The organism is Ligilactobacillus pobuzihii E100301 = KCTC 13174 (assembly GCF_000349725.1).
GTDB lineage: Bacteria > Bacillota > Bacilli > Lactobacillales > Lactobacillaceae > Ligilactobacillus > Ligilactobacillus pobuzihii.
Window position 1 is genome coordinate 60,020 of the sequence record NZ_KB714698.1, and the last position, 21,786, is coordinate 81,805.

Sequence of the window (21,786 nt, forward strand, 5' to 3'; positions counted from 1 at the left end):
CTTTAAACTCCTCCATAGAAAATCAAAGCAATTAGGTAAAATAAACCACTCTGAATTAATTCTAAGACGATCAAAGCAACCCATGGAGCAAAACTGATACCAAAAACCGGTGGTATAAAATCAAATAGACTTAAATATGGTTCACAGACCCTTGCTAAAATTTCGCCTAATTTTGTTTCATATGCACCTGGAAACCATGACATTAAAACATAGATTAAGATAGCCAGGGAGTACAGATGAAACAATCCTTGTATAATTGATAAAAACAAGTCCAAAACTCCTTAAAATTCAGTCTTACGTGCATTTTCAGTAATATCACCTTCAACAGTAAATTCTTTTGGGGTACACAAAAATATTGTCTCACCTACACGTGACATTTCACCATCGATCGCAAAAGTAACTCCTGATAAAAAGTCAACTACTCGATGTGCCTGCTGGTTATCCATTTTTTGAAAATTTATTACAGCCGCCTCACCTTCGAGTAAACGAGAAGCAATAGCTTTTACATCAGAAAAAATACTAGGTTCAAATAACATTATTTTCTTATCGACAACTTCACCACTCTTACCATTACGTAGCGACATTACACGTGAACGCTGACTACGAGGTATTTCATCGTCTGATTGTTGACTTTGAAAATCATTTTGTGAAGAACCATCATCATAGTCGCCAAACCAACTATTGATTTTATCTCCCAGTGACATTTACTCCCCCTCCTTCATTAACCGATCAATAATTAATGACGCCGGTGACGCAAGAAAGGTGGCGTATTTAATCCCTCGTCTTCATCACTACTATCCTGTGAACTGTTTGAATCATTGCCAGCTGAACTTGACCCAAAAACATTAAAGTCTTTCTTCTCAATGTTTTTGAATTCATTTTCACGTGATTCTTGTGAGGCCTGACGATCTCCGTTGATTTCACGATTCAAATCCCAATCACCTAATGGATCACGCCTAGTATTTGCAATATCAGAATTTTCTTGTGATACTTGTGGACGTTCATCACGAACTTGACGTCTTTGATCCTTCTTTGAATTCTTCTTGTCAATACCAGTTGCAATAACAGTTACAACTACACTATCATCAAGGTTTTCATTGATCGAAGTCCCAAAAATAATATTGACGTCGCTCGTGGCTGCCTGTGCCACGATATCAGAAGCAGCCTGAGCTTCAAACAAACTCAAATCAGGTCCACCTGTAATATTCAAAAGTACTTGTTCTGCCCCATCAATTGAAACTTCTAACAATGGAGAAGAAATAGCCTTTTTAGTAGCATCTTCAGTTCTATTTTCACCATTGGCAGAACCAATGCCCATCAAAGCTGATCCTTGGTCTTGCATTACTGTCTTAACATCAGCAAAGTCTAAGTTAACGTAACCGGGAGAAGTAATTAAATCAGAAATGCCTTGTACACCTTGTCGTAAGACATTATCTGCTTCTTGGAAAGCCTCTAACATCGGTGTCTTTTTATCAACGATCTCCAATAAACGATTATTAGCAATAATAACTAAAGTATCAACTTGTTCTTTCATTTTTGCAACGCCTTCAGCAGCAAAGCGTGCACGCTTAGGTCCTTCAAAAGTAAATGGACGTGTAACAACCCCAACTGTCAAAGCGCCTTGTTCCTTAGCGGCTTTAGCAATGATGGGTGCTGCTCCTGTACCAGTACCACCGCCCATACCAGCGGTAACAAAGACCATATCAGCACCATTTAAACTTTCAGCAATTGCTTCTTCACTTTCCTGGCCGGCCTTACTACCAACATCAGGATTTGCACCTGCGCCAAGTCCCTTGGTCAATTTAGGTCCTAATTGAATTTTTGTTTCTGCTTTAGAGCTCTGTAGCGCTTGAACATCAGTATTAGCAACGATAAATTCAACACCTTGAACGTCATCTTCGATCATACGGTTGATAGCATTCCCACCGGCACCACCAACACCAATAACTTTGATCGTAGCTCCAGTATTATTTTCATTTGCATCTAGTGAAAATTCCATTATAGTTCCCTCCTATTAAAGTCACGTTTAGTCAAAGAAGTTATCAAACATATGCTTGAGCTTATATCCAAAGCCTTCTTCGCTAGACTTCTGGCTTTTCTTTTGCTCATTAGGATGATTATTTTTCTTTGGTTTTGTTACTGGCTTTTGCTCTGGTTGAGAGTTGCCATTTTGTTGAGATGGCATTTTCTTTCGTCTTGATCTAGCAGAGCCTAGCGTCTGTTTAACAATCAAATCAATTTCACTTTGTTTAGTTGCATATTCCACTAAACCAATCACTTGAGTAAAGGAAGGGATCCGTAAATTAATTTCTTGGGGAATATAAACCTTGACTTGGACTTGGAAAATCTCCTCAGCAAGTTCAGCCACGCCTGGCAAAGCAGCCATCCCACCAGTCAAAACAACTCCACCAGGCAATTGAAACGCATTGATTTGTTCTAAAGCACTGGCTAATTTTTCAAAAATCTGCCTCAAGCGTGCTTCAATAATCTCTGAAAGATATTCCTCAGTCACCTTTTCTGGTTCCTGCCGTCCAACAACTTGGACAGGAAATGATTCTTCGTCAGATGCTAAAGACGACATAGCATAACCATAGTTTCTCTTCAACATTTCAGCATTTTCGATCGAAGTATTTAAAACAACTGAGATATCACGTGTAACATAATCGCCGCCTTCTTGATCTAAGTATGTATATTTCAACTTATGATCATGAACGACTGCAGCAGTTGTTTTTCCGCCACCTAAATCAACTACGATCGCACCAAAGTCCTGTTCTCCGTCATTGAGTGCTACTTGGGAAAGAGCGATCGGAGCAACGACAATATCAGAAACATTCAAACCAGCACGTTCAACACATTTTTTTGTGTTATGTAAAATTGTTTTAGGCCCAGTGTACATGACACCCTGCATTTCCATACGGACTCCAACCATGCCACGCGGATCCTTGATCCCGTCAAAACCATCAACTGTAAATTCATCTGGAATTACATCAATGACTGTACGTTCGGGCGGCAAATTTTTAACTAACGCAGCCTGTGTTACTTTCCTTACGTCATCTTCTGTAATTTCTTTAGCGCTACCGTCTTCTTCGCTAACAGCGATCATTCCATGACATTGTTCGATTTGCAACATGTTAGCCGGTATCCCAACAGTAACATCAGAAATATCAATGTTAGCTCGTTGTTCAGCTTGTTTAACTGCATCTTTAACAGAGGCAACAACTTGATCGATATCAACTATGACACCACGGTTCAAGCCAGCTGCTCCAGTATTTCCATATCCGATAATGTTGAGCTGATTTTTTACAAACTCCGCGATAATGACCTTGATAGATGTAGTACCAATGTCTAAACCGACAAATATATCAGAATTATTCATCATTCAGCCCCCTAGTTATTTTAATATTTTACATTACAAAAAGCTTATTAAAGAAATTCTACCATAGAAACGGTTTTAATTACCACGATTCTGCGAACAAATCAACAAATTTTATTTTTTCTCATCATACGGATACGAATAAGCCCCAACTTCCAAGTCAACTATTCCAGGTTTATCCATATTAACAGAAATATTAGGATAGTATTTCATTTTTTTTGCTACTGTGGATGACTTAGCGATTATTTGATTTCCGTCATTCATATATAACTTGATACGCACAGGGTCGACTTTTGTCGGTGCGGCATGTATCTCAGAAATACTTTGCTTAATTTCTGGTGAAAATTTACTAAATTGTTGTGCTGTTTGGGTCAAGACTTTTTTTGATTTAAAAGAATAATAAACCGGATACCTTCCCGTGTCCTTAGGTATTTTTTGAACAGAAACCGAACCTGAAGTTGTGATTCGATATTGATCCTTTCCTTTTTTTAAATACCCTGCCATTGGGTACTCGTGAGCTTTGATAGCTATCTTACTACCCTGATATGAAATATCAACCGATTTAACCGACGGCACTTCTTTTTTTATATTTTTCTTTATTTGCTCAGTTTGTGGCCAAACACTAAATAACGACTCATAATATTTCAAATTTATTGCACGGAGTATTTCATTTTTACTTTCAGCATATGAAGTATCGATTTTAACTGATGTTACTCGACTGATTGGTAGTATAAAATACAAAGTGACCAATGCTATGATCAAAAAAAATGTTAACAGGACTTTTTCGTGTTTTTTTAAACGTTGTGTCCTTTTCTTTTTCATCTTAGGTAAATTTTTATCATACTCTGGACGTAATTCTGTTTTTTTCTTTTCAGCCTGCAATCTTTCTTGTCGCCGTTGTTGCTCTTGTTCCCAAGGAGTTAACGGAGCAGAAGAACGCTTGGCTTTGTTTTTTTTTCGTCTTTTAAATGACACGTTTTTCCGCCCCCCCTGACCCGACAAAATATTAATTTATTTTAAATTAAATTTCTTAAAAACTTTATTTTTTGCTAATGTCCGTTAAAACATCCAATAATTTATCAGCAGCATCTGGTACACCAGCTTTTTTAGCGTTATTTGCCATATCGTCTCTTAACTGCTTATTACTCATTAGCTCATCAATATCAGCAAAAAGTCTCTCAGCTGTCATATCTTCTTCTTTAAGTAACTTCGCGGCTTTTTGGTTTACTAAACTCAAAGCATTTTTGGTTTGATGATCATTAGTAACATAAGGACTCGGTACTAAAATACTTGGGATCCCGATCGCCGTTATTTCTGCTAAACTAGTAGCACCGGCACGCCCAACAATTGCAGCAATATCTGGCAATATTTGTGGCATATCAGGAATATACGGCTGAATAATAAAATTGGCGGGGACTTTCTTTGCTTCAGGCTGCCGTATCAATTTATCATAGTGTACACGTCCAGTTACAAAAAGAACCTGATATTGACTATCTTTAAATAATTGCGCTGCAGCTAAAGTCGTTTGATTTATTTTCTCAGCACCACGTGATCCACCAAATACTAACAAAGTTGGCCGAGCTGGATCTAAGCCGTACTTTTCTAAAGTTTGATTAGGCTTTATGCCAGCAACTTGTTGAGCACGCGGATTTCCCGTAAAAATAACTTTTCCTTTTGGAAAATCTTGTTTAACATCCGGAAAACAAATTCCGATCTTATTAACATAACGGCTTAAGAACTTGTTAGTAATACCAGAAACACTATTTTGTTCATGGATCAAAGTTGGGATATTCAATTTTGCCGCAGCATACACCACTGATCCGCAAACATAACCACCAGTTCCAACTACAACATCAGGTTTAAAGTCACGAATAATTTTTTTTGAATCTTTGACACTTTTTAAAAAAAGATAAACAGTTTTAAAGTTCTCAAGACTAAGTGAACGTTTAAATCCTTGAATCTCGATCGTTTTTAACGGAATACCAGCATCAGGCACTATTTTACTTTCTAATCCGCGTTTAGTCCCTACATAAAGTACTTTTGCTTTTGGATCTCTTTTTTTCAAAGCTTCAACTAATGCCAATGCGGGATAGATATGACCGCCAGTCCCACCACCAGATATTAACAATCGCATATTCTACTCCTCCGTTTGTTTGATCAATTTTTCAACTGCTTCGATATATTTATCACCACGAGTTTCAAAAGTAGGCCACTGATCCCAACTTGCACATGCTGGGGACAATAATATCACATCTCCTGGCTTGCTTACTTCAAAAGCTTGAGGAACTGCTGTTGCTGCATCCTGAGCAAATTGAATATTTTCAATACCTGCCTGTTTACCTATATCAGCAATTTGTGAAGCAGTTTCTCCAAAGACAACTAAAGCATGAACATGCCTTTTTAAAGCTGTTAATAATGGTTGGAAAGACAATCCGCGATCTAATCCACCTGCCAATAAGACAACAGGTTTTTCAAACCCTTCCAATGCTTTTTTTGTTGCTTCCAAATTAGTTGCTTTTGAATCATTATAAAAAGTTCTGTTTTTAAATGCCGTCAAATATTGTGTACGATGCTTGACACCAGAAAATGTTTTTAAAACTTCAGTAATATGCTCATTTGTTTGTCCCAACAATTTGGCAACTGCAATAGCCGCCAATGCGTTTTCAACATTATGTTCTCCAGGTATCTTTATTTCATCAGCTGCCATGATCTTCTCATTTTGGTAATATAGTTGTCCATCACGTAAATAAGAACCCTCTTGAGTTGAGTTTTCAGGAGAAAACGGGATAATGGTGGCCTTAGATACTAAGCTAGCTTCTCTTGCCTCTGCGTTATCCCAATTAACGATAAAATAATCATCTGCTGTTTGATTCTTCGTAATATTTAACTTAGCCTGTACATATTTTTCATGTGTGCCATGAAAATCAGTGTGAGCTTCATAAATATTAGTCAATACAGCAATATGTGGATGAAAACCAGCTATCCCGTTAAGCTGAAAACTGGATAACTCTGTAACGATCACATCATTTACGCAGGCTTGTTGTGCCACCATTGAAACCGAAGTACCAATATTACCCGCTGAATATACTTTATCGTAAGTTGTAGATTTTTCTAACATCAAAGAAATCAAGGTAGTCGTAGTCGTTTTACCATTTGTGCCAGTAACCCCTATCATGGGCGCCTCTGACACTTCAAATGCCAACTCAGGCTCAGTTATCACGCTGATTTCACGTGCTAGAGCTTCTTTGACTAAAGGATTGGTATATGGGATACCGGGATTTTTAACCATTAGGTCACAGTCATCTAGTAAATCCAAGGGATGACTGCCTGTAACCACTTTTATCCCTGCCGCAACTAACTCATTGACCTGACTCGGATCGGTCGGTACTTGTTTATCATTCACTGTTACGTTGGCATGTAGTTTCCGTAATAATTTAGCGGCATTAAAACCACTTTTACCTAATCCTAAAACCAAGACATTTTTATTTTGATAATCTTTGATATCTTTCATTTCTCTGACTCCCTTGTTTCGCTTTTTTCGCTGACATTAAACGAGAATGCCTGTTAACTAGCTGACATACCTGTTGCTTCCACAATTATTCGTCAGTGAAAAATCTTGACTTACTTAGCTTATTATAAAATTACCCACAGTGACAGGACCGCCATAATCAGACCAGTTAACCAGAAAATCGTGTCAATTTTCCATTCACTCCAGCCACTCAGTTCAAAATGATGATGCAATGGACTCATTTTGAAGATTCTTTTACCCGTAGTTTTAAAGGAAATAACCTGTAAGATCACACTGGCTGTTTCAAATACAAAAATCAAACCAATAAAGAGCAAAGAAAGTTCATGATGAACTAAAATAGAAACAGCCGCTAAGCCGCCACCTAAAGCTAATGATCCCATATCGCCCATAAATATCTTGGCAGGCTTTTTATTGAACAAGAAAAAGCCACATAAAGCACCAATTACTGCTAAACAAAAAATTAAAACATCATTTTGATTTTGAACATACGCAATTACTGCGTAAGCACCAAACGCAATTGTGGCTTGTCCTGCAACTAGGCCATCGATGCCATCAGTTAGATTGACAGCATTCGAAAAGCCGATCAACCAAAATAATACAAATAAAGCATAGATCCAGGCAACATTCATCTCAAAACCAAAAATATTCAAACTAAATGGCAATCCCTCAATCTGATATACGATAAGAAATATGATCCCACCGATAATTTGACCCAAAAGTTTTTGCCATGCTTTCAAACCTTCGTTTTGTTTTTTTAATAATTTGATCGAATCATCGAAAAAGCCTAAAAACCCATATAGGGCTAAAATAAAGTCCAAGATCAAGATCTGTGGGGTCATTTCTTGCATGATCAAAGGTACAACAATAGCTGTAACTACGATCACAACATCAAACACTAACCCTCCCATTGTTGGTGTTCCAGATTTCTTTTCATGCCACTTTGGTCCTTCTTCACGTATCATTTGGCCTGCTTTTTTCTTATGGGCATAATTCATAAAAAATGGGGTCAAAATAATCGTTAGGATAAAACTACATAACGCTGTTCCTAACATAGCTAAAAAACTCATCAGAGCAACTCCTTTAAATCTTTCATATTTTTAATGGCTTTGTAAATTTACTTCAAGTGACTTAACACTAGTTAAATCTTTTCCTGGATCAACGCTTTGCTTAGCACCATAACCTGATCCGGTAATTTTTATTTTCAAGCCGACCATTTGTCCAAAATTAACAATATCAGCTTGTGACCAACCTGAAAAATCAGGCATCGTTAATCTTTTATCGGTGACCAAAATAACACGTTCGCCTTTGATAACTTTAGCACCAGGTTTTTGCGACTGTCGCTTGATCTTATCGCCACTTCCAACTACTTCAACTTTAAGTCCTTGCTTTTCCAGTTTTTCAGTAGCATCATTTGTATCCATTCCATTCATATTATCAATTTTTTGCATAGAGACTTTTGATTCATTAGCCTCATCATCCAACGTCCGTTGCATTAACGGATTGAAAATAGTTGATAGCATTTTCGTAGCTGTTCCTTCACTACTAAAACTTTTGGGACGTTCCATAGTTACATATAGGACATATTTCGGATCATTAGCCGGAGCAATACCAGCAACTGAAAATGTATAATTGGTATCGCCATTCATATACCCACTACCATTTTCATTAGCGATTTGAGCAGTCCCCGTTTTAACAGCTACTGGGTAATTATTTAATTTATAATCTTGTCCCGTCCCATTTTTGTCAGTGACGACTCTTTCCATCAGATTAAGTACCTGCTTACTAGTTTCCTTTTTGATCGGGTGACCAACTGTAGTCGGTTTAGAAGAATAAACAGTTTTACCAGTATTAGGGTCCTTGATTTGTGAGATCAAACGTGGCTTGACCATTTTTCCGTCATTTGCAATTGCAGAAAAACCTTGCATCATTTGAAATGCAGTTACATCGATTCCTTGACCATATGATGTATTCACCTGGTCGATTGGATATTTATAACTGATCGACCCGGATGATTCATCACCTAAACCAGCTTTAGTACTCTTTAGAAAACCGAATTTATCGAGATAGTCTTTCCATTTATCTGGACCCATCTGTTGTTCAAGATGAGCCATTCCCACATTTGAAGAACGAATAAAAGCTTGTTGATAATCGATAGTACCCCACCCGTTTTTATTCCAGTCATAAATTTTTTGTTTATCCACTTCATAACTGCCAGAATGGTATGTCGCATTTGGATTAAAATTACCACTATTAATTGCCGCCGCAGTCGTAAAGATCTTCATTGTTGACCCTGGTTCATATGCGTCTTCTAGTAAAGTATTACGCCATATGTCATTGATGCCTTCCCTGGTTTGTGGGTTAAAAGTTGGCCTTTGAGTAGCTGCAATGATCTCTCCAGATTTAGCGTTCATTAACATGGCTCTGACACCCTTTGGATGATACTTATCAGAAGCCTTATTAGTTAATGATTCTAAATAATTTTGTAGTCGCTGGTCGATCGTAGTATAAATATCGTCACCATTCTTGACTTTTCGTGATTTACCATTACGACCAGGGATATCTGTTCCCTGACTGTCAAAAGAAGACTTTTTGACACCATCAACACCCTTTAGTTTCTTGTTAAATTCTTTTTCAAGCCCCATTACGCCCTCTAATTTACCCTCAGTGTTTTCAGCCAGTCCGACTAAATGAGAAGCAAATTTACCATTAGGATACAGTCGCGACTGAGAAGGAATAAATTTGATCCCGGGAATTTTAGACTTCGCAATCGTTTTTTTTGTTTCAAGAGAGATGTTTTTACCTGGGCTCCCTAATTCTACCTGATATAGGTCCTTATTTTTAGGGTTTAACGTTTGCCAAACCTTCTGATAACTAATGTTTAAATTTTTGCTAAGCACTGAAGCTGCCTGTCTTTTTTTAGAATCAGGCAAATAATCGATTTTTCCATTATAAGTTGCCTTTTTCGATAGCACGATATAAATTGAATATGTAGTCGTATCTTCGGCTACTGGTTGTTGATTTGAATCATAGATCGTACCGCGTTTAGCAGGCTGCCTTGTTTCGGCATCATACAATTTAGCAACTTTCTTTTGTAGATCTTGACCATCCGCTCGGTGTATCACTGAAATATAAAAAAAGCGCCCAGCGAAAAGGATAAAAATTGCAATGACCACAAAGAAAATGAGCCTTCCAAAATATTTGCGGTTATTTTTTATGTCCTTCTTGTTCACCGATTGCTTTTGTTTATTATTCATCTTGAAACATTCCTTGTATTTTGTTCATTCATTGACAAGCCTGCCTTTTTTGCAACTGCATCCAAGCGAGAACGACTTGTTAACTCTCCAACCTCTTGCTTAGTATTCGCATTTTTGGACTGAACTGATGATATTTGTGCATTGACTTTTTGCAAATGAACCTGGGTAGAATTTAGATTAATTGCAGAAGCCACAACCAAACAAGCCAGAATACTGATCCAAACAGAGATTAATACTACCATAAATCTTTCAACTTTTAAATATTGTGCCTTTTTTGACTGCTGTTGCGTTTTACCTTGTTTTTTATGTATTGGTTGCGAAACAGGATCAGTCAAAATTTGTTTTGCTGTGTTCTGTGCCATTTGATCACATCCTTCAAATATTTATTAATTCTGTGCGATTTTTTCTATCACTCTTAACTTAGCAGAGTGAGAACGATGATTTCTTCTAATTTCGTCTTCTGATGGAATAATTGGTTTTCGATTCACTAAACGAAATCCTGGTTTCATTTCATCTGGTATTACTGGCAAACCAGGAGGTAAATCGGGAAGACTTGTTTTTTCTTTAAACAATGCCTTAACCAACCGATCCTCTAAAGATTGGAAAGTGATCACGCTGATCCTCCCACCAGGCAAAAGTAACTCTAACGCTTGTTCTAAAGAATCTTCTAAGGCCCCTAACTCGTCATTAACAGCGATCCTTAGCGCCTGAAAAACTTTTTTAGCAGGGTGACCGCCATGTCGTCGTGCTTTAGCAGGAATACCTTGCTTAATTAGTTCAACTAATTGCCCAGTCGTAGTTATTAACTGCTTTTTTCGACTTGCTTCGATACGTCGTGCGATCGATTTAGCATATTTTTCTTCACCATATCTAAAAAAGATCCGTACTAGATCTTGATAACTCCACTCGTTAACGATCGTTTGAGCAGTCAATGCTTGGCTTTGGTCCATTCTCATATCAAGTGGTGCGTCCTGTCGATAACTAAAACCACGGGAAGCAACATCAAATTGTGGGGAAGAAACACCTAAGTCATAAACGACCCCGTCGACACCTGTAACATTTCTTTTACTTAAAGAATTATTCAACTCACGAAAATTATTCTTTATCAAAGACAACTGCCCTGCTTCAATAAAAGATGTCAAATTTTGCTTATTATAGCTAATGGCCGTTTCATCTTGATCAAAAGAAAAAAGATGGCCCGTTTTACCCAGTTCACTTAACAAACGGCGTGAATGTCCTCCGCCACCTAAGGTACAGTCAACATAACACCCATCCTGTTTAACTTGTAAATTTTCTATTGCCTCATTTAAAAGGACTGTTTCATGTTTAAACTCTGTCATATTGACTCCTTGAAATAATTTCTAAACAACAACTTCAAATCAGTTATAAACCAAAATCGATCATATTTTCCGCGATATCATCAAAATTCTCTTCGGCATTATCTGAGAAATCTTGCCAACGATCCTCTGACCAAATTTCAAACCGATTTGATACTCCCACGATCACACATTTTTTTTCAACACCCGCATGACTGCGTAAGGATTGAGGAATATTAATTCTCCCCTGTTTATCAAATTCACTTTCTGTCGCAGCAGAATAAAAGAATCGAACAAAAGAACGCGCATCTTTTTTAGTTAACGGGAGCTTTTTCAGCTTTTCCTCGAGGTTTTGCCATTCGTCCATTGGATAGCCAAACAAACAACCGTCTAAACCACGCGTTAATATGCATTTACCGGCTAATTCGTCTCGAAACTTAGCAGGAATAATGATCCTGCCCTTCGTATCTATTGAATGTCTATATTCTCCCATGAACACTGGCTTCACCTCCAGATCAACCTGTTAAAATAAATATTACCACATCTCCCCACTTTTAACCACTAAATGCCACTTAAAAACCACTAAAAAAAGCTTATAAATTAGCAAATTGCATACCCAAACTAATGTTCCTAAAAAAACATAAAAAAACTGGTGTCCCAACTTAAAAGATGGAATACCAGCTATATGCAAAACTTTTTCTTCAACAACATTTATCTAAATAAAAGTCTGACAAATTTCTAAAACCAAAAAAAACATGAAAGAACAAAAAAAGACGATATCTGCCACTCTAAGGTACCTCACAAAAAAAGCACGATAAATTATATCCCCCTCTAAAAAAGCATATATTAACGTCATTGCGATCCCAAATAATGCAAGTGCAAAAATTAAAAAAGGCAACAATGACAGACCCATCAAATTCTTCGACATAAAATGTAAGCCGAGAATCAAAAGTGGTAAATTTAAATCCAGTATTTTTATTCTACCGGGCCATTTTTCTGTCATTATTTTTTTTATTGTTAGTATCATAATGTTCCAAACTAGAAAAACTACTAACCAAAACAACCAACTTTTAAACATTTTAATTCTCCTTATTCCAATCATAATAATTTATCTTTGCAATACTAAAACAATTTAAACAATAAAAATTACTGAACACCTACACATTGTACTACACGTTTAGGCAGATCCTGTACCAGACATAATATTAGGATTCAAAACCCTTGAATGATACATCTCTTAAGAAAATTAATTCTTTCTGCTATAAATACCTAATTATAAAATTTGACAGTAGCTCTAATTAAAATGTAAGATATATAAAATACTTACATTTTAAGGGTGGTTTCGGTGCGTAAAAAGAAAGAACGTTCAACTTTTCAAAAAGTAACAATGGTCGTTGTCTGGGTCATGTTAATTTTCATGGTTGGATCTGTAATTTTAGGTTCAATTGGTCCCTTATTAGGATAAACCATTAAAAGAAAATAATATTTAGAGGCTGGGACAAAACAATGTCACAGTCTCTTCTTTTGCTAAAAATAATCAAATTATCGCTTGTAATTTTTATAGTACAAACGCGTTTCAAAAGTCTGAATCCTCAATGTAATACCATTTACGCCATTTGTGTCCTGCGCTTTGCTCCGATCAGAAATGGCGTAAACGACGTTACACACCGGCTTCAAAACGACTTTCGCCCTCTCTTTTTTATTGCCAAGCTTTATTAAAAAAGGCCTCTACTTTTTTTCTATATTGTTGTGGATAATTTTTTCGAGAATCTGCATGTTTCGTATCGTGTGTTACCCACAACTGTTTTTTCCCTTGTGTCGCATGATAATTTTTATAAACCATTTCCGTTGGCACAAATTTATCGTCTTGTCCGTGAATAAAGAATGTTGGCAATTTATTATTGCGCAACGCATCAACTGAACTGCCTTTTTTAAAGTTTTGCCCCACTCTAAATTCAGCTAACCATAAACTCATAGTGATCAAAGGTTCTTTCGGCATATTAAATTGTTGTTTTAATTGAAAAGCTAACTCATTTTCAACCGTATCATAACCACAATCTTCCACAATAGCTTTAACCTGAGGTGGTAAATTTAACCCACTCATCATCATCACTGTTGCTCCGCCCATACTAACTCCAAATAAACCAATTTGAGAATTTTCACCGCTCTTATCAATAACTTGATCAAGCCATCCCAGATAATCTCGACTGTCTGGATACCCAAAAGTTACATATTTTCCTGAACTTTGGCCACTACCACGATCATCTGGAGCTAATACATTATACCCTTGTTCATGAAACATTCTGATATAGGGAGCCATGGTATAATGGCTGCCTTGATAACCATGCGCAATCACAATGGTTTTATTTGTTACTTTTTTTGCAGGATAATAAAAGGCGACTAAATTCTGACCTGTATCTTGCGCACGTAACGTCCATTTATCTTGTTGACCCTGTTGTTTAAGCCACTTCTGGTCATCTTTTTCGCTACCTTTTAACGCTAATTGTTTTTCAGTTCGGTAAGGATTGTCAAATGCATATGTAACTAAATAATTAGCGGCGTATCCTAATACCATCACGACTAAAACAACGAGAGTACTTAAGACTCCAATTATAATTTTCTTCTTTTTTGACATTTCATTTCTCATTTCTAACGTATTTGATTGAAAGATTAAAATACGCGTCTAGCTAGCACAAAATAAATTTTAGCTAGTGAGACACGCGTATATCATTGCTTTTATAAAATTGGTGAAAGAAGTCGTGAAAAATACTGTTTAAATCTCAACCAACGTGGCTGGTGTGCAAAATACTCTGTACTTAACTGTGTACAAAATTTAAGATCCTGTTTAAAAATATCAGTTAATTCAACTGCCAATTTACGATCATAGCAAAAAGCATTGACCTCAAAGTTCAATTTGAAACTTCGAAAATCAAGATTGGCAGAACCTACTGAACACATTTGTCCATCAACCATCATTGTTTTAGAGTGCAGAAAACCTTCATCGTATTTGTATATTTCAATACCTTTTTCTAACAATTCTTTTGCATAGTATTCCGTAGCCCGATAAACAAATGCATGATCAGGTTTTGAAGGGATCATAATACGGACTTTAACACCCGAATACGCCGCAACACTCAATGCTTCCATAACGGAATCATCAGGGATCAAATAAGGGGTTTGAATGTAAATATAATCATGTGCGTTACTGATCAGTTTCAAATAGCCTAACTTAATTGCTTCTGTTTCGTTATCCGGACCAGAAGAAACAATTTGGATCCCCGTGGTTCCTTGACCTCTTTGTAAAGGAAAATACCGATCAGCATATTCAATAGGAGCAGATTCAGCGGAGTTTTTAACCGTAGCATTCCAATCCATAAAAAATTGCGATTGCAACGCCACTGCTGCATTACCTACGACCCGTAAATGAGTATCACGCCAATATCCAAATTTCTCTAAACGTCCCAAATACTGATCGCCAATATTAAAACCACCAATGTAGCCGATCACACCATCGATCACAACTATTTTCCTGTGATCACGATAATTAAGGCGTGGACTATGAAAATATGATCTTTTGGAACCAAAGAAAGGTTCAGCTTGTCCACCTAACTCCTCCAATGGCTTAAAAAAGTTGCGTACTTGCCCACGTGAACCCATGCTATCATATATTACCCGTACATTAACGCCTCTAGTCTGGGCTTTTTCAAGAGCATCTAGTACCTGATAACCAATCTCGTCACTATAAAAAGTATAATATTCAATATGTATATGATCCTCCGCGTTTCCAATATCAGCTAATAATTTAGCAAACTTTTCCTGCCCATCCGTATAGACCTTAACTTGATTATTATTCGTAAAAATTGCCTGATCGGCTTCTAAAAACAGACGTGAAGTTTGTTGAGCTTCATTGGTTAAAACATCATAAGGCAACAACTCTTTTTCATTCCATTGTTCCTTTTGCAAGGAAACTAACTGATCGATGCCCAATTTTTCTTGCGCTTTAATGTCGAAAATTCTCTCTTTTGAAATTTTCTTGCCCGCGAATAAATAAATTAAAAACCCGATACCAGGAAGTAGGTTCAGCACCAATAACCATGCCCACGTAGCAGAAATATCTCTTTTTTCCTTGAAAACTGTTACGATGGCAAAAAGTGTATTTACAAAAAAGACTAAATTAACAATACTAAAGATCCAATTCACAAAATTTCACCATCCACATCTGAAATAGATACAAAAAAATTATAGCAAAATTAGCTATCAATGTATATAAACAACAATAACTAAACTAGAATAAACATATATTTTTAAAATAAAAAAAAGGGGTCATTTCTGACCCCACTATGTCCAATTTATTTATCTTTTTTGAACCAAGCTCCAATTCTTTTGAAAAAACCGTTCTTTTTGGGTTCTTGCAAAGACATTAATGGAACCGTTTCGCCCTCTAAACGCCGTGCAATATCACGGTAGCCTTGGGCTGCAGGGTTTTTTTCATATAAAACGATTGGTTCACCCTTATTAGATGTTGCGATAACTTCGTCTTCATCAAAGACGATCCCAATTAATTCAATCGAAAGATGCCTGGTAATTTCGTCAACGTCCATCATGTTGCCCTCATTCATCATATTTTTACGAATACGATTGATCACAAGCATTGGTGGTTTATCTAAGCTTTGCTGTTCAAGTAATCCAACTACTCGATCAGCATCACGAACCGCAGAAATCTCTGGTGTAGAAACCACGATAGCATTGTCCGCACCTGCCACAGCGTTCATAAAGCCCTGTTCGATCCCGGCTGGACAGTCCAAAAAAACATAGTCGAAATCACTTTTTAATTCATCTACTATTTTAACAACTTGATCAGGATTCAATGATGTTTTGTCAGCGTTTTGTGCAGCTGGTAATAAAAATAATTTATCATTGAATCGTTTATCTTTGATGAGGGCCTGAGGTAGCTTAGCTCGACCTTCTGCAACGTCAACAATATCGTAGATGATCCTATTATCCAAGCCCAAAACAACATCTAAGTTGCGTAATCCAATATCTAAATCAACTAAACATACTTTTTTGTCCATCAAAGCAAGTGCAGTCCCTAGATTTGCGGTAGTCGTTGTTTTACCAACACCACCTTTACCAGACGTTATAACAACTGCTTTTCCCATTCTAAAATCCCCCTGCCTTTATGAATAACTTTGGCCTTTTTACTTTTAATTCCTCAATTTGTGTTAGAGCCAAAGCATGCAGATCATTCACGAAAAGTGCACTCATTTTCTCTGTTGACGCAATCTCTTCATCTTCATTTACAACATCTACCAAATCAGCGATCCGTAATTGTTGTGCATTACTCAAATTTCCAGCAAGAACTGCTCGAGTATTATTCTCATGACCAGCACATAAAATACCATTTGCAGTACCTAAAACAAAAATACTACCCGTGGCTCGTAAAATACCACCTTCATGTAAAGTTCCCAAAAAAAGTAAATCGCCTTGGATCAATTTGTCCTGCCCGTTCCGGATAATATCACCATCAACATGAACTGTGGTAGTGTCAAAAATTTCTTGTGCTTCTTGCCTTTCAATCACCGAACTTTGAATCTTGTGAATCGAAAACCTTGGATAATTTGCAAAAATATTTTCTAATTCTTGTTTTTGTTCTGCAGTATAAAGCAACTGGCCTGTATTGATGTTGAAAGAATATTTTTCAGTTCGATCTGCTGATTCATCATTATGCAATTTTTCCATAAGTTCGCCAAGTTCAATTTTAATTTCACTAAAGCTCGCAGTTGGCTCTAAAATCAATTCATAGCCGTTCTTATATCCCTTTAAAACGACTGCTTGCATTCCTCCACACATCCCTTAACTAAATTTTTCGAAAAATAATTTCAGCGGCCAATACAATACTACATATGTAGCTAAATTGTATGCCAAGGTCGGTCCTAAAGTCCGTCCAATAAATGTGACCCCCGAAACAGACGTAAATCCTATCAGAGCATTTGCCCAATAAAATAGCGTTGTTAACACAGTTATGTCTATTAAATATATTAATAATACCACAATAAATGAGCGATTAAAAAACGTTAAAACATTTCTAGTCAAATAAACCATAAAGGGTAATAACAATGTGAAAATGCCTAAAACGCCTGTAAAGAAAAGATCGAAAAAAAGTCCAATAATTGCAGACCATATGAATACATGGTCAACTTGTCCATAACAGATTGCCATCACAGACCACAACAAAATTAAGCGGCTTTCAACCGCAACAGTAGTAGTAAAAAAAGACTGTGATAAAAGATGGCTCAAAGATCCATCTAAAAAAAGAAATAAAAAAGCACCTATGGGGAAAAAATATCTCATTTTCGAAATTCTCATGTCACAAAACTCCTAATCAGCTCTCCGTGCTACTGTCACAACATCTAGATCATTAAAGTCAGCAGCAGGTTCAATATAAATTTTTGCCGGCAAACCATCGTTTCCATTTGCTGCACGAACAACTTTTCCTATTAGTAAGCCCTGAGGCGTGATGCCTCCCATGCCAGAAGTAATTATTTTTTCCCCTTTAGCAATTTTGGCTTTAGAAGTAATTTGTCCCATGATCAGTTGATTTTTTGAAGTATTATAGCCAGTGATCAAACCATTGATCACTGTACCTTCTTTACTTTTCAAACGAACTGCAAAACGATTGGCTGAACCATTGCTAGTTGAAAGTAATTCTACTTTACTATTTGTCTTATTGACTTCAGTTACTCTGCCGGCTAATCCTTTACGTGACAAAACTGGATCATTCTTCTTCACACCTGCAGCTGTCCCTTTATTGATCACTAGCTGGTCTTGCCAAGAAGACGGCGTTCTACTCAAAACAACAGCATTGATCTTACTGTAAGAGCTAAGTGTTTCATTTAACTTTAGTTGTTGTTTTAAATGCTTGTTTTCATCTTTTAAAGTTTGATTTTCAACTTTTTGAGTGGCTATGGTATCTACTTGTTTTTTCAATTTTTTATTTTCTGTATAAGTATTATACAAACCCTTAACTGAATCAGTAGCATGCCCCAAACTATTCATTGGTACACCAACCACTCTATCCACGATCCCCACGGCATCATTACCAACTTGTTGAACAAAAGACGGCGCTTTACGATTATTTCTAACACTGATCGACAAAGCTATCAATAAAAAACCAATAATCAAAATGATCATTGTGATAACTAACCTCTTATTGAATGAGAATTTTTGCACACTTCAAACCTCCTCGTACTATGACTAAACTATAAAATGATATTTTAAACAAAGTCACTTAATCATTTTAACAGCTCTAATTAAAAGTCATATTGTTTAGCATAAACTACATAAAAAATTAAGAGGTTGGAGAAAAAAGACTCCAACCCCCAACTAATTTTTCTCTTAATGATTAATTCTTTTTCATAACATCTATGCTTTTGAGCGACTCGCCTGTTCCAATAGCAACACAGTCTAAAGGTTCAGAAGCTACAAATACAGGAACTTTAGTAGCATCAGAAATAACTTCTGGCAAATGGCGCAACAAAGCTCCACCGCCAGTTAACACGATACCATGATCGATCACATCAGCTGCAATTTCAGGAGATGTTTCTTCTAAAGTTTCTTTAATAGCAGAAATAACCTCTTGGACTACTTCTTGAATAGCATTAGCAACTGATTCAGCCTCAATTTCAATTGTTTTTGGTAAGCCAGTCACCAAATCACGTCCACGGATCGACTGTGAATCTAACTGCTTAGCTGCCTCTACTGAAGCAGACGCAAGATCCATCTTCAACTGTTCAGCAGTTCGTTCACCAATCAATAAATTATAGTTCTTACGTACAAAATGCACTATAGCTTCATCCAATCGGTCTCCAGCCATACGGATAGAACGACTTGAAACAATACCACCTAATGAAATCGTGGCAACATCAGTTGTACCACCACCAATATCAACTACCATACTACCAGTTGGATCCATAACAGGTAACCCTGCACCAATAGCAGCAGCAAAAGGCTCTTCGATAACATAAGCATCCTTTGCCCCTGCTACCCTAGTAGCATCGATCACAGCACGTTTTTCAACTTCTGTAACGCCACTTGGAACACAGACCATAACATAAGGCTTACCACCATGTTTGCCTAAGCCCTTATCAATATAATATTTCATCATCGCTGCTGTTGTATCATAATCAGCAATCACACCGTCTTTCATCGGACGGATCGCAACGATACTTGCAGGTGTACGTCCGATCATATCACGTGCTTCTGAACCGACTGAAACAATTTCCCCAGACTTTGTATTTTTCGCAACAACTGAAGGTTCCCGTAAAACAATACCTTTACCTTCAGCATAAACTATCGTGTTTGCTGTACCGAGATCGATCCCGATATTTTTTGTTCCCATTCCGAACACTGCTTTCATCCCTTCACAATTTATAAGCCATTTTATTTTTCAAGTAATATTAAAATTATAACATAAGCATTTTATTAACCTAGATAGGATTTCTTAAGAAAAGCTAAATTTATAAAAAAGTGTCTCCTACTCAGGTATAATGCTTACATCACATGCTTGTGGGCCTCTAATTCCTTCAACAGAAACAAAGTTGACCTTTTGACCTGCCTCTAAAACTTTATACCCCGGAGTTAAAATTGCAGAAAAGTGAACGAAAAAATCCTCGCCACCATCATCTGGAATAATAAAACCGTAACCTTTATCTTTATTAAAAGAACGTACTCTTCCTGTTAGCATTTTATATTCCTTTCAACACTTGTACTTTTGCAAGTTTACCACATTTTAAAGCCTTCCACAATACACCAATAACTACGAATGTTTCAAATAAATATTCTCTTTTGCTGACCAGTCTTATTATTTTGTAAACAAAAAGACTCACCTAAACAATGGTAATACCATCATTAAATAAGTCTTTAGTTCTCTTATTTCAATTATGCAATAATTTCCTCTTCACGCATACTTAAATACGAAGTATCCCCCACAATAATATGATCTAATAAAGTAATACCTAACATTTTTCCACAACCCACAAGTCTTTTAGTTAAAGCCAAATCATTTTTGGACGGTGTTACATTTCCACTCGGATGATTATGCACGACCATAAAACGTGCCGCGCTGCACTTGACTGCTTCTTTAAGTATTTCGCGTGGATGGACCGTAGCAGAATTTAAAGTTCCCTTAAACAGATTTTTTTGCAGGACCACTTGGTTCTTAGTATCTAAATAAACACCTACTAAAAGTTCCTGCTTTGAGGAACCATACATTTTAGACATATATTCGCCAATTTTTTTACTGGAATAAACTGTTCCCAATGCACAGCTTGGTCTTTTTTCATATCTTTTTGCAAACTCGCTTAAAACTTCAAAAAACCAGGCCTTTTTTTCATTCGGTAATAAAGAACGAACCTCCTGATCAGTTAAATACTGCATTTGTTCCAAATTTTCGTATTGCGCAAAAAATCGTTCAATTATCTTGTCAGCTTCACGCTTCGAAAATGCAGTACAACAAACGCAATACAGTAGTTCACGATCGGTTAGTTCATGTGTACCAAAATGCTGGATCTGCGAAGCCAAGTAATCTAAGTCATAAGAATTTATCAATGTCATTTTTACCCCTCCAAAGATATATACGCAGAAAAGAGTAAAAAATGTTTTTTAATTCAAAAGATTTGTTAATTCATTCAAATCATGAAAAACACCAAACGTATTTTGTGTGTCATAGTCGGTCGGTTGAATTAGGTCAGGAACCATCGCCACTGGAATCTGTGCACGATTTGCAGCCAAGATACCATTATGGGAATCTTCGATCACTAAAGTTTTTTCCTTAACTGGATGGCCCGCTTTTTGCCAAGCCTGATTAAAAATTTCTGGTGACGGCTTAGCTTGACTAACATCATCAGCTGAAATGATCAAGTTAAACCCCAGATCCATTTTTAAGGTCCTTAAGTAAAAATCAATTTGTTTTCGATCATTACTAGACGCTAAAACATATGGCGTCCGTGAAGCTTGCAAGGAACTGGTCAATTCTAGAAAACCCTTTTTTAATTCTAACTTACCTTCCATTACCAACGGATTTATTAAACTAAAACTCCGTTCCATAAACTTCCTGACTAAACTAGCATCACCAAGATCTTCGGTCATGGCTGTCATCATTTGTTCATTACCGGCTCCAATAAATCTTCGATAGTAATCCATCGAGTACGTGATCCCTAACTCATCCGCCGCCATTTTATTAGCGGTGTAATAAACTTTTTCTGAATCAAATACAACTCCATCCATATCAAAAATAACTAATTCTGGTTTCATTTT

Annotated in this window: 24 protein-coding genes; 1 reads left to right on the forward strand and 23 read right to left on the reverse strand. The window is 36.7% G+C overall.

Going from position 1 to position 21,786, the window contains the following annotated elements; all coding sequences use genetic code 11:
- Positions 1-2: 2 nt before the first annotated feature.
- From LACPOB_RS0107910 to LACPOB_RS0107970, 13 genes are all read right to left on the reverse strand, one after another.
- Positions 3-269, reverse strand: a complete 267-nt coding sequence (locus tag LACPOB_RS0107910) for a YggT family protein (RefSeq protein WP_017868299.1) — start codon at positions 267-269, stop codon at positions 3-5.
- A gap of 12 nt (positions 270-281) precedes the next feature.
- Entirely contained in the window at positions 282-704 is a 423-nt protein-coding gene (locus LACPOB_RS0107915; protein ID WP_017868300.1) for a cell division protein SepF, read from the reverse strand.
- A 32-nt stretch (positions 705-736) separates the two neighbouring features.
- Complete coding sequence (ftsZ, locus tag LACPOB_RS0107920) at positions 737-1,999, reverse strand: cell division protein FtsZ (protein WP_017868301.1); 1,263 nt, start codon at positions 1,997-1,999, stop codon at positions 737-739.
- A 27-nt stretch (positions 2,000-2,026) separates the two neighbouring features.
- Positions 2,027-3,376, reverse strand: coding sequence for a cell division protein FtsA (ftsA, locus tag LACPOB_RS0107925; protein WP_017868302.1), 1,350 nt, complete (start codon positions 3,374-3,376; stop codon positions 2,027-2,029).
- 111 nt (positions 3,377-3,487) lie between these two features.
- Positions 3,488-4,348 (reverse strand): cell division protein FtsQ/DivIB, encoded by an 861-nt coding sequence (locus LACPOB_RS11940; protein ID WP_017868303.1) that lies wholly within the window; start codon positions 4,346-4,348, stop codon positions 3,488-3,490.
- Positions 4,349-4,412: 64 nt separating this feature from the next.
- The gene (murG, locus tag LACPOB_RS0107935) at positions 4,413-5,507 is read right to left on the reverse strand and encodes an undecaprenyldiphospho-muramoylpentapeptide beta-N-acetylglucosaminyltransferase (protein ID WP_017868304.1); all 1,095 of its coding nucleotides are present in this window, start codon (positions 5,505-5,507) and stop codon (positions 4,413-4,415) included.
- 3 nt (positions 5,508-5,510) lie between these two features.
- The gene (murD, locus tag LACPOB_RS0107940; protein WP_017868305.1) at positions 5,511-6,884 is read right to left on the reverse strand and encodes a UDP-N-acetylmuramoyl-L-alanine--D-glutamate ligase; all 1,374 of its coding nucleotides are present in this window, start codon (positions 6,882-6,884) and stop codon (positions 5,511-5,513) included.
- 122 nt (positions 6,885-7,006) lie between these two features.
- Positions 7,007-7,969 (reverse strand): phospho-N-acetylmuramoyl-pentapeptide-transferase, encoded by a 963-nt coding sequence (mraY, locus tag LACPOB_RS0107945; RefSeq protein ID WP_017868306.1) that lies wholly within the window; start codon positions 7,967-7,969, stop codon positions 7,007-7,009.
- 30 nt (positions 7,970-7,999) lie between these two features.
- The gene (locus LACPOB_RS0107950; RefSeq protein WP_017868307.1) at positions 8,000-10,156 is read right to left on the reverse strand and encodes a penicillin-binding transpeptidase domain-containing protein; all 2,157 of its coding nucleotides are present in this window, start codon (positions 10,154-10,156) and stop codon (positions 8,000-8,002) included.
- Positions 10,153-10,518, reverse strand: a complete 366-nt coding sequence (gene ftsL / locus LACPOB_RS0107955; protein ID WP_017868308.1) for a cell division protein FtsL — start codon at positions 10,516-10,518, stop codon at positions 10,153-10,155. Before ftsL ends, LACPOB_RS0107950 begins: the two co-directional genes overlap by 4 nt.
- Before the next feature lie 24 nt (positions 10,519-10,542).
- Complete coding sequence (gene rsmH / locus LACPOB_RS0107960) at positions 10,543-11,496, reverse strand: 16S rRNA (cytosine(1402)-N(4))-methyltransferase RsmH (RefSeq protein ID WP_017868309.1); 954 nt, start codon at positions 11,494-11,496, stop codon at positions 10,543-10,545.
- Between the two features lie 43 nt (positions 11,497-11,539).
- Positions 11,540-11,971, reverse strand: coding sequence for a division/cell wall cluster transcriptional repressor MraZ (mraZ, locus tag LACPOB_RS0107965; RefSeq protein ID WP_017868310.1), 432 nt, complete (start codon positions 11,969-11,971; stop codon positions 11,540-11,542).
- A gap of 216 nt (positions 11,972-12,187) precedes the next feature.
- Positions 12,188-12,550, reverse strand: coding sequence for a DUF3397 family protein (locus LACPOB_RS0107970; RefSeq protein WP_017868311.1), 363 nt, complete (start codon positions 12,548-12,550; stop codon positions 12,188-12,190).
- 267 nt (positions 12,551-12,817) lie between these two features.
- Here LACPOB_RS0107970 and LACPOB_RS12485 point away from each other — a divergent pair, with 267 nt between their 5' ends.
- A complete protein-coding gene (locus LACPOB_RS12485; RefSeq protein WP_017868312.1) occupies positions 12,818-12,937 on the forward strand; it encodes a DUF4044 domain-containing protein in 120 nt (39 codons plus the stop codon).
- Positions 12,938-13,171: 234 nt separating this feature from the next.
- Here the strand turns inward: LACPOB_RS12485 and LACPOB_RS0107980 are convergent, their stop codons facing one another.
- From LACPOB_RS0107980 to LACPOB_RS0108025, 10 genes are all read right to left on the reverse strand, one after another.
- The gene (locus LACPOB_RS0107980) at positions 13,172-14,107 is read right to left on the reverse strand and encodes an alpha/beta hydrolase (protein WP_017868313.1); all 936 of its coding nucleotides are present in this window, start codon (positions 14,105-14,107) and stop codon (positions 13,172-13,174) included.
- Between the two features lie 101 nt (positions 14,108-14,208).
- Positions 14,209-15,672 carry a cardiolipin synthase gene (gene cls / locus LACPOB_RS0107985; protein ID WP_017868314.1) on the reverse strand — a complete coding sequence of 488 codons (1,464 nt, stop codon included), beginning with the start codon at positions 15,670-15,672 and terminating at the stop codon, positions 14,209-14,211.
- Between the two features lie 149 nt (positions 15,673-15,821).
- A complete protein-coding gene (minD, locus tag LACPOB_RS0107990) occupies positions 15,822-16,631 on the reverse strand; it encodes a septum site-determining protein MinD (RefSeq protein ID WP_017868315.1) in 810 nt (269 codons plus the stop codon).
- Position 16,632: 1 nt separating this feature from the next.
- Positions 16,633-17,310 carry a septum site-determining protein MinC gene (locus tag LACPOB_RS0107995; protein ID WP_017868316.1) on the reverse strand — a complete coding sequence of 226 codons (678 nt, stop codon included), beginning with the start codon at positions 17,308-17,310 and terminating at the stop codon, positions 16,633-16,635.
- A 15-nt stretch (positions 17,311-17,325) separates the two neighbouring features.
- Positions 17,326-17,838: a rod shape-determining protein MreD gene (gene mreD / locus LACPOB_RS0108000; RefSeq protein ID WP_017868317.1), complete on the reverse strand. Its 513-nt coding sequence runs from the start codon at positions 17,836-17,838 to the stop codon at positions 17,326-17,328.
- Positions 17,839-17,850: 12 nt separating this feature from the next.
- Positions 17,851-18,702, reverse strand: a complete 852-nt coding sequence (gene mreC, locus LACPOB_RS0108005; RefSeq protein WP_017868318.1) for a rod shape-determining protein MreC — start codon at positions 18,700-18,702, stop codon at positions 17,851-17,853.
- 172 nt (positions 18,703-18,874) lie between these two features.
- Positions 18,875-19,879, reverse strand: a complete 1,005-nt coding sequence (locus LACPOB_RS0108010) for a rod shape-determining protein (protein WP_026142798.1) — start codon at positions 19,877-19,879, stop codon at positions 18,875-18,877.
- A 126-nt stretch (positions 19,880-20,005) separates the two neighbouring features.
- Positions 20,006-20,215, reverse strand: a complete 210-nt coding sequence (locus LACPOB_RS0108015; RefSeq protein ID WP_017868320.1) for a cold-shock protein — start codon at positions 20,213-20,215, stop codon at positions 20,006-20,008.
- Between the two features lie 194 nt (positions 20,216-20,409).
- On the reverse strand, positions 20,410-21,084 hold the full coding sequence (locus LACPOB_RS0108020) for a JAB domain-containing protein (protein WP_017868321.1): 675 nt from the start codon (positions 21,082-21,084) through the stop codon (positions 20,410-20,412).
- A gap of 48 nt (positions 21,085-21,132) precedes the next feature.
- On the reverse strand, positions 21,133-21,783 hold the full coding sequence (locus LACPOB_RS0108025; protein WP_017868322.1) for an HAD family hydrolase: 651 nt from the start codon (positions 21,781-21,783) through the stop codon (positions 21,133-21,135).
- Between the last annotated feature and the right edge of the window lie 3 nt (positions 21,784-21,786).